We start from the raw sequence: 7,962 nt of genomic DNA on the forward strand, positions 1-7,962 counted from the left end.
GGTGGGTGATCTGCGGGGCCTTGCCGGGCAGGCCGAGCGGTGCGGCGAGGCGGTCCAGGGCGAGCGCGGGGTCGAGCGGCCCCCACCGGAAGAAAAAAGGCCCCCCCCCCGGGGGGGAGCGCCCCCCGCCCCCCCCCCCCTCACAAGCCCTGACGGCTGAACGAGCAGCTGTGTCAGCGAATGTTGTCCACGTCGACCAGGTCGACCCGGACGTTGTGACCGCCGAGGGCGCCGACGACGGTGCGCAGTGCGCGCGCCGTGCGGCCACCCCGGCCGATCACCTTGCCGAGGTCATCGGGGTGCACTCGCACCTCGATGGTGTTGCCCCGACGCAGGTTGCGCGAGCGCACCTGCACGTCGTCGGGGTGCTCGACGATGCCCTTCACCAAGTGGTCGAGGGCGTCCTCGATCACGCTCAGGCCTCGGCGGCGGCGTCGGCCTCAGCCTCGACCTTGTCCGACTTCTTGGCCTTCGGGGTGATGGCAACACCGGTGGTGGCGTCCTCGAAGCCGGCGACGGCCTTCGCGAACAGGTGCGAGAAGTCCTCGACCTTGGGCTCGGCAACCAGCAGCGGCGCCGGGGCCGGGAGGCCCTTGAACTTCTGCCAGTCGCCGGTCAGCTTGAGGATGGCGAGCACCGGCTCGGTCGGCTGGGCGCCGACGGACAGCCAGTACTGGGCGCGGTCGGTGTCGACCTCGATCTTCGAGGGGTTGTAGGTCGGCTGGTAGATGCCGATCTCCTCGATCGCGCGGCCGTCACGCTTGGTGCGCGAGTCGGCGACGACGATGCGGTAGTGCGGGGAGCGAATCTTGCCGAGACGCTTGAGCTTGATCTTGACTGCCACGGGAGTGGATTCTCCTGGTGTTGACGTGGGTGAGCGGCCGCGCCGTCGCGTGGGGTTGCGCCGTGGGCCGTTCAAGGGACACGCCAGCCGTAGGAGAGAGGGGTCCTGCTCGGCTGCCGAGTACTCAGCTGTCCATTCTGCCATACCGGCGCGAACCGCCTTCGCTCGGCCATCCGCAGGACGCATCCCGGCTGCTTCTCAGCCGTACCCCGGCGCCGCGCGCCCGGCTGTCCGCGGGCCGCGCGAGACCCTCCGGGGGGCCGCCCCCCGACTGCCTCCGCAGGCCCGTTCACAAGGCGCGACCGGGAGCCCTCGCTCCCGGTCCGCCCACGAACTCACCGATGTACCGCTCGTTCCGGCCGGATCCGCTGCCCGCACAGCCGTCCGCCGGCCTTCCCCGTCTTCTGGTGTTCTGGCCTAGCCGATCTCTCGGTCCAACCGATCTCCCGGCCTGACCGATCTCCCGGTCTGACCGATCTCCGGGTCCAACCGATCTCCCGGCCCAACGGTCTTCCGGTTCAGCGATCTCCCGGTCCAGCAGTCCTCCGCCGCACCGGTCGCCCGGCAGGACGGTCTTCCGCCACCCCGGTCATCCGACGCGCCGGTCGTCCGATCCGACGACCGCCCGGTCCTCCGGTGTCCCGGTGGACCGATCGGTCACGAGATCTTGAACGGCTGCTGGCACGCGCCGCAGACGATGGACGCCTGGGCGAGCACCGACGGCACGACCCGGACGTTCCGTCCGCAGCCGCACACCGCCTTGACCCGGACGCCGCCCCCGGAGGAACCGTGCCGGGCGGCCGGGCCGCGGAAGGCCCGCGTCGTACCGTCGCCGGCCACCGCCTCCTGGTGCGCGCCGAGGGCGCGGTCCAGTCGCTCGATGGTCTCCGCGTAGCGCTCCTGGGTCTCCTTGAGCATGGTCACCTGGGAGAAGCCGCTGCTCGCGTGCGGTTCGACCGGGTGCGCCAGGCCGAGCTCGGAGGCGAGCAGCAGGAAGCGCCGGTTGTGGTAGCGGCCGGCTCGCGAGGTGTCCCGGATGTCCCGGGCCGCGGCCAGACCGTGGGCAGCCTCGTGGAGGAGCCGCTCGAAACCGAGCCGGGTGCCACAGGCCGAGGAGGATTCGCCGATCAGGGCCTCGGGCGAGGCCAGGTCGGGGAGGTCCTGGTGGTGGGCCTGGATGTCACTCCAGGCGGCGGCCAGTTCGGCCGCGAGGACGAGGGGCTGTGTCGTGCTCACGCTAGACCAACGATGGAGTGCGAGCCGATGTTCCGCATGTTCTCGTTCTTCGGGAATTCCCAGGGAACTCCCAGGAATGCATGGTCGCGCGCGAATTGCGCGTTCCGGATCTGATGCAAGACCAACCCCCTGCCGGTTTCGGCCCGCCGCAGCTCGGCGGGCCTCGTGAATTCCGCCCGGGGGCGGGCTGTCGCCCCCTGGACGTACGGCCCGTGGGCCCGTCGAGTTGACAGGGCCACGGGCCGTACACCGTACCGCTATTGCGTTAATACCGGCAGTTGACCGGCCAGTAGGGATGTCCGCGGTCGGGGCGCCTCTCGGACAGTTACCGGATTCTTACTCATCCGCATTCCGGGCAAATGTCGCCGCCAACGGTCATTACCTGCTGGTAACAGGCATCAGTACGCGCGGGCGACGATCGCGATATTGCCGTCCTGGTCGTCCGCCAGCGGCACCGAGCCGTCGGCCGCGACAATGCAGCGCACCGAAACGCCCTGCTCGGCGAGCTTGGCCTCGCCCTCCGGACCGAGGTCGGCCCAGGAGATCCGGCCCCAGCCGGTCGCGGCGGCCTCGGCGGCCTCCTCGATGGTCCTGACGTCGACGGTACGGGCCTCGCGGCGCTCGCGGGACTGGCGCAGCAGCAGCGCCTGGTCCTCCTCCAGGATGCCCGGGACCAGCGCGGCCAGGGAGTCGATGGAGACGGGCTCCTTGCCGCCGGGGATCCGGCGGGCCAGCATCGCGGTGCCGTTCTCGAGGTCGCGCGGGCCGACCTCGATGCGCAGCGGCACGCCCTTGAGCTCCCAGTCCACCGCGCGGCGGCCGAACGGGGTGTCGGTGCGGTCGTCGACGACCACCCGGACACCGGCGGCCTCCAGCGTGGCGCCGATCTCGCGCACCTTGGCGATGACCGCGTCGTCGCCCTTGATGGCGAGCACGACGGCCTGGACGGCGGCCAGTCGCGGGGGCACCCGCAGGCCGTTGTCGTCGCCGTGGGACATGATCAGGCCGCCGACCATGCGGGTCGAGACGCCCCAGGAGGTCTGCCAGACGTGCTCGCGCTCGGCGCCCTGGAGCTGGTAGGTCGTGTTGAACGCCTTGGCGAAGTTCTGGCCCAGCTCGTGGCTGGTGCCCATCTGCAGCGCCTTGCCGTCGCCCATCATGCCCTCCAGGGTGAGGGTGTTGATGGCGCCGGCGAACCGCTCCTTGGCGGTCTTGCGGCCGAGCACGACGTCGATACCGAGCACGTTCGTCATGAAGTCGCCGTAGACCTGGGTGTGGATCATCGACGCGTACGCGCGGGCGTCCTCGTAGGTGGCGTGGGCGGTGTGGCCCTCCTGCCAGAGGAACTCGGTGGTGCGCAGGAAGACGCGCGGGCGCAGCTCCCAACGGACCACGTTGGCCCACTGGTTGATCAGCAGGGGCAGGTCGCGGTGGCTCTGCACCCACTTCGAGAAGTACTCGTTGATGATCGTCTCGGAGGTGGGCCGGACGACGACCGGCTCGTCGAGCTGCTTGCCGCCGCCGTGGGTGACCACCGCGAGCTCGGGGGCGAAGCCCTCGACGTGCTCGGCCTCCCTGGTCAGGTAGGACTGCGGGATGAACATCGGGAAGTAGGCGTTCTGCGCGCCGGCCTTCTTGATCCGCGCGTCCATCTCCTGCTGCATCCGCTCCCACAGGCCGTAGCCGTACGGTCGGATGACCATGGTGCCGCGCACCGGACCGTTGTCGGCCAGCTCGGCCTTGTTGATGAGGTCCTGGTACCAGCGCGGGAAGTCTTCCGCCTGAGGGGTGAGAACGGGTGCCTTAGCCATGGCCCGAATGGTACGGGGCGCGGCCCCCTGACTTCGAATCGATAACACGCCGGCGGCCGCCGGACGGACGACCACCGCACCCGCCGGACGGACGACCGCGCACCCGCCGGCAGCAGACGGCGGCACCCGCCGACCGCAGGGGGCGCACGACCGCGACACGCGCGCACCACCCTGCACCCCTCTGGACGCCGGGCCCGACCCGCTGTTCGCTGGAGTGGGGCGGGACTTTGGGGGAGCCGTAGCAGCACACCGAAGGACCGGATGGGAGGCCGCGATGGCTTCAGCTCGGACGACCGGCACGACCGTACGACCGACAGGCGCACGACCGCACCACCCGCAGCCCGGGGCGGCGCGGCCCGCGCGGGCGCGCGACTGGGCGGAGATCCAGGAGCGCATGCTGGTGCCGCTCTACGAGGCGGTCCACGACCGGCTGGAGGTCGGCCCGGCGACCAGCGTGCTGGGCCTGGGCTGCCGGTCCGGACTGGCGCTGCTGCTCGCCGCCGGGCGCGGTGCCCAGGTCACCGGCCAGGAGCCGCGGGACGAGCTGCGCGAGCTGGCCCGCGGCCGCCGGCTGCGGGTGTGCGCGGGGGCCCGGCCGACCGCGGCCGTCCCCCGCTCGGCCCATTCGCTGGTGACGGTCTTCGAGCAGTTGCCCGGTTGCGCCGAGCCGGGTCCGGTGGTCGTCGAGGCCGCCCGGCTGACCCTCCCGGGCGGGCACGTGGTGCTGGCCGCCTGGGGCCCTCCGGAGCGCTGCCAGAGCGCCCCGGTGCTGGACGTGGCGCGTCGGCGGGCGGGCCGGACCACCGCGCGCGACCCGTTCGAGCTGAGCACGCCCGGCACGCTGGAGGACCTGCTCGCCCCGGCCGGCCTGCGCCCGGCCGGCAGCGGGCGGGTGAGCTGCCCGTTCGCCTACGCGGACCTGGACAGCGCGGTGCGCGGCCTGCTCTCCACCGGCCTGTTCGAGGCGGCCGAGGAGTTCTCCGGCGCGTCGCTGGTCGCCAAGGAGCTGGAGGAGGCGCTGCAGCCGTACCTGCGCGCGGACGGCTCGGTCCGGATGGAGAACGTCTTCCGCTACCTGGTCGCCGAACGGCCCCGGTAGCGGCGGCCGACCGGCCCCGACGGCGCGGGGAACGGGGCCCACGGCGACGCCCGGACGGGCCCCCGGCGGCACCGGGAACGAGCCCCCCGGCAGCAATCGGACGGCCCCGGGCGACAACAGATCCGACAGCGACGAAACCGGGGGCGCCCGCCCGCACGGCGAGCGCCCCCGGCCCGCCGGTTCACGCCTGGTCGAGCGACTTCCCGTCGGACCCGGAGCCCTTCCGCGGCACCCCGGCCGCCCGGTACGCCTGCTCCTCGTCCAGCGTCTCCGCCTCCAGCAGCGCCGCCGCCAGCGCGTCCAGCCGGGCCCGCTCCTCGGTCAGCAGCCGTACCGCGTGCTCGTAGCACTCGGCGACGATCCGGCGGGCCTCCTCGTCCACCGCGTCGAGGGTGGTCGGCGCGGCGGAGAGCCCGTAGGCGCCCTGCGGGTCGGCGGGCACCGCGGTCAACCGGCCGACCCGCTCGCTCATCCCCCACCGGCCGGCCATCCCGCGGGCGATGTTGGTGACCTGCTCCAGGTCGCTCTCCGCTCCGGTGGTGATCACCCCGTAGACCACCTGCTCGGCCGCCATCCCGCCGAGCGCGCCGATGATCCGGCCGCGCAGGTAGGGCTCGGTGTACGAGTAGCGGTCGTTCTCCGGGGTGGACAGGGTGACGCCGAGCGCCCGGCCGCGCGGCACGATGGTGATCTTGCGGACGGGGTCGGCGCCGGGCTGCAGCATGCCCAGCAGCGCGTGCCCGCTCTCGTGGTAGGCCGTGCGCTCGCGCTCCTCCTGCGGCATCACCAGCGGCCGGACGGCGCCGAGCTGGACCTTCTCCAGGGCGTCCGAGAGGTCCCGCTCGTTCACCGCGTCCTGCTTGCGCTTGACGGCCAGCAGGGCGGCCTCGTTGACCAGGTTGGCGAGTTCGGCGCCGGTCATCCCGGGGGTGACCTTGGCCAGCCGGGTGAGGTCGGCGTCGCCGGCCAGCGGGACGGTCCGGGTGTGGATGCGCAGGATGGCGGCGCGGCCGTCCCGGTCGGGCGGGCTGACGGTGATCCGCCGGTCGAACCGGCCGGGGCGCAGCAGCGCCGGGTCGAGCACGTCCGCGCGGTTGGTCGCGGCGATCACGATGACGCCCTCGGAGCCGGTGAAGCCGTCCATCTCGGTGAGGATCTGGTTGAGCGTCTGCTCGCGCTCGTCGTGCCCGCCCATGCCGCCGCCCGCGCCGCGCTGGCGGCCGATGGTGTCGATCTCGTCGATGAAGATGATCGCCGGGGCGACCTTGCGGGCCTCGGCGAACAGTTCGCGGACCCGGCTGGCGCCGACGCCGACGATCATCTCGATGAACTCGGAGGCGGAGGCGGAGAAGAACGGCACGTCCGCCTCGCCGGCGACGGCCCGGGCGAGCAGGGTCTTGCCCGTCCCGGGCGGGCCGCTCAGCAGCACGCCGCGCGGCATCTTGGCGCCGAGCCTGCGGTACTGCTGCGGGTTCTTCAGGAAGTCGACCACCTCGGTGAGTTCGGCCTCGACCTCGTCGATACCGGCCACGTCGGCGAAGGTGGTGCGCTTGCCCTGGTCGGCGGTGACCGGCTTGGGCGGGGCCTTGCGGCCGAGCGCGCCGGCGCCCAGCCCGCCGGCCATCCGGCGGGCGAGCAGCACCCAGATCAGGATCAGCAGCACCATGGGGGCCAGCGAGATCAGCAGGTTGGCGAGGAAGCTGCGCTGCTGGACCACCGGGGAGGTGGCGGTGACCTCGACGCCCTGCTGCTGCAGCGTGGTCCACAGGTTGTCGTTGGCGAAGGACGGCCGCTGGGTGGCGAAGTCGGTGTAGTCGCCCTTGCCGCCGTCCGGCTTGGGCTGGGCGCTCTTGAGGGTGCCCTCGATCGCGTCGCCCTTGGAGTAGATCTTGGTGATGTTGCCCTTGTTCAGCTGGTTGTTGAACTCGGTGTAGGAGATCGTGGTGGCACCGGCGTTGCCGAAGAAGGACAGCAGCAGGTCGGAGATCAGGAACACCACGAGCGCGGTGAGGGCGAGTCCCATCCAGCCGCCGGGCATCCGGCGGCGGGGCGGCGGCGGGGGCGGGGCGCCCTCGGACCGCCAGGGCTGGTCGGGGGTCTGGCGCGGCGGCACGGGTTCGGTCACCCATCGGACGATACGGACGCGGGCTCGGGCGAGCCACCCGAAACGCCGCGCCGAGCACGCCCCTGACCAGCCGCGACGGGGCCCCGCCAGTGCCTGATCCCCGCCGCCCCGTCAGTGCCTGCGCCCGGATCCCCGCCCGTGACTCAGAGGCCTCGGCGCCCCGCCCGTGGCTACGCCTCGGCGCCCGGCCACTCCTCGGCGGTCAGCGCGAACCGCTCGTGGTCCCGCCAGTCGCCCTGGAGGAACAGCATCCGGGGGGTGAAGCCCTCGTGCCGGAAGCCCAGCCGCTTGGCCATCGCCACCGACCGCTCGTTGTCCGGCTGCACGTTGATCTCCAGCCGGTGCAGGCCCAGCCCGCCGGCCGGCTGCGGGGCGAAGCAGCGGTCCAGGACCAGCCGCAGCCCCTCCGTCATCCGCCCGGTGCCGGCGAACGGCAGGTACGCGTCGTAGCCCAGCGCGCCGTTGCAGAACCGGCCCATCACGATGTTGGCGACATTCACCTTGCCGACCAGCCCGCCGGTCTCCCGGTCGACGATCAGAAAGGTGCGCAGGCCCGGCCCCTGGCGGTCCAGCAGTTCGGCCAGGCCGTCCGGCTCGACCGGGTTCCACCGCCCGATGTGGTCGGCGGACCGTCGGACCGCCTCGGCGTACACGTCCTTGTCCTCGGCCCGCGGGGCCCTGATCGTCACTCGCACACCACCATCATCGGGCATGCGAGCGGGGGGGCCCCCCCCCGCCCCGGCCCCCCCGCCGCGCGGCCCCGCCCCCCCCCGGCCACCCCCGCCGCCCCAACCGAAAGGGCCGCCGCCACGCCCCCCCGCCCGGCCCCCCCCCCCCCCCCCCGCCC

At 72.9% G+C, this 7,962-nt stretch carries 7 protein-coding genes; 1 reads left to right on the top strand and 6 read right to left on the bottom strand.

All coding sequences use genetic code 11. The features are described 5' to 3' along the window. Positions 1 to 173: 173 nt before the first annotated feature. The 4 genes from ACFV61_RS31315 to proS form a co-directional block, all read right to left on the bottom strand. Complete coding sequence (locus ACFV61_RS31315) at positions 174 to 413, bottom strand: RNA-binding protein (RefSeq protein WP_063347675.1); 240 nt, start codon at positions 411 to 413, stop codon at positions 174 to 176. Positions 414 to 415: 2 nt separating this feature from the next. Continuing rightward, positions 416 to 844: a 30S ribosomal protein S16 gene (gene rpsP, locus ACFV61_RS31320; RefSeq protein WP_063347676.1), complete on the bottom strand. Its 429-nt coding sequence runs from the start codon at positions 842 to 844 to the stop codon at positions 416 to 418. Positions 845 to 1,501: 657 nt separating this feature from the next. Then, a complete protein-coding gene (locus ACFV61_RS31325; protein ID WP_063347677.1) occupies positions 1,502 to 2,080 on the bottom strand; it encodes a hypothetical protein in 579 nt (192 codons plus the stop codon). A gap of 398 nt (positions 2,081 to 2,478) precedes the next feature. Next, complete coding sequence (gene proS / locus ACFV61_RS31330) at positions 2,479 to 3,891, bottom strand: proline--tRNA ligase (RefSeq protein ID WP_380495273.1); 1,413 nt, start codon at positions 3,889 to 3,891, stop codon at positions 2,479 to 2,481. Between the two features lie 274 nt (positions 3,892 to 4,165). Here proS and ACFV61_RS31335 point away from each other — a divergent pair, with 274 nt between their 5' ends. Next, positions 4,166 to 4,990, top strand: a complete 825-nt coding sequence (locus tag ACFV61_RS31335; protein ID WP_079135602.1) for a class I SAM-dependent methyltransferase — start codon at positions 4,166 to 4,168, stop codon at positions 4,988 to 4,990. 181 nt (positions 4,991 to 5,171) lie between these two features. Here the strand turns inward: ACFV61_RS31335 and ftsH are convergent, their stop codons facing one another. Both ftsH and ACFV61_RS31345 read right to left on the bottom strand, forming a co-directional pair. Then, positions 5,172 to 7,115, bottom strand: a complete 1,944-nt coding sequence (gene ftsH, locus ACFV61_RS31340) for an ATP-dependent zinc metalloprotease FtsH (protein WP_380376643.1) — start codon at positions 7,113 to 7,115, stop codon at positions 5,172 to 5,174. A gap of 170 nt (positions 7,116 to 7,285) precedes the next feature. Beyond that, positions 7,286 to 7,828 (bottom strand): GNAT family N-acetyltransferase, encoded by a 543-nt coding sequence (locus ACFV61_RS31345; RefSeq protein ID WP_063347681.1) that lies wholly within the window; start codon positions 7,826 to 7,828, stop codon positions 7,286 to 7,288. Between the last annotated feature and the right edge of the window lie 134 nt (positions 7,829 to 7,962).

The organism is Kitasatospora sp. NPDC059817, from assembly GCF_042731835.1.
Taxonomy (GTDB): domain Bacteria; phylum Actinomycetota; class Actinomycetes; order Streptomycetales; family Streptomycetaceae; genus Kitasatospora.